Origin of the sequence: Cytobacillus firmus NBRC 15306 (genome assembly GCF_001591465.1) — a bacterium.
GTDB lineage: Bacteria > Bacillota > Bacilli > Bacillales > Cytobacillaceae > Cytobacillus > Cytobacillus firmus.
In genome coordinates, this window is sequence record NZ_BCUY01000236.1 from 1 (window position 1) to 920 (window position 920).

A 920-nucleotide genomic window follows, 5' to 3' on the forward strand; every position below is an offset into this window, starting at 1 on the left:
ATACTTTATGGCTTGAGGATTTCGAGGTTGATGCGAGGAAAATTCATATACGTGATCGGGGTGAGTTATTTAATCTAGCTGAAATTAAAACGGTATGTAGTCCCCGAAGTATCGATGTATCTGAGGATTTAATTAATATGTACTTTGATTATATTGCTCAATTTCATACCGATGAAGTGGATACAAATCACGTTTTTATTAAGTTATCGGGGGAAAACAAAGGACAACCGTTAGAATATACCGATGTAGTAGCGCTAGTTCAGCGTTTGCGTGATAAAACAGGCATTTATTTCACTCCGCATATGTTACGCCACACATCATTAACAGAACTAAGAAAGGCTGGTTGGCGGGATGAACATTTAATGAATCGGGCCGGCCACGCTCATATTCAAACAACAATGCAGATGTATATCCATCCTTCGGATGAAGATATTCGAAAAGACTGGGAAAACGCTCAAGAAAGAATGAAAATCAATAAAGAAAATAAGGAGAAAAACGAATGAATTTATCTGTTGGACACCTACTACCAGAAGGTAAAGTCAGTGAAATAACCCAAAAAGTCACTAGTTACTTTGAAAACGACATTTGGGACGCAGACGATGCAGCCTTTAATGATTTTAGAAAATCAGAATGGGGAAAAACCCATCGCAAAATGAATTTTTCGGTATTTCCAACTAAGCTTAAAAATGAAGTTAAGTTTTTTATTCTTACTCGTATTCAAAAAGATGACCTACAATTGTATTCAGCAGTGCATAATTATGCCAGATCTTTTAAACAACTTTCTAAATTTCTTAAGAAATTTTATCCTAATATTAATAGTTTTGCAGATTTGGACATAAATAAAGCATTGATGCAATTAAGATCACATTTAAGTGAATTAGGTTTGAGCATACGAATTTATGGGAGAAGGAAGCTTTCGT

1 protein-coding gene and 1 pseudogene are annotated in these 920 nt (G+C 34.9%); both read left to right on the forward strand.

Annotation, left to right across the window (positions count from 1 at the left end):
• On the forward strand, positions 1–503 hold a 503-nt coding region (locus BFI01S_RS22045), incomplete at its 5' end, for a tyrosine-type recombinase/integrase (RefSeq protein WP_156478376.1).
• A pseudogene (locus BFI01S_RS22050) lies at positions 500–920 on the forward strand (transposase); the annotation flags it as partial. The gene BFI01S_RS22045 and the pseudogene BFI01S_RS22050, both read left to right, overlap by 4 nt.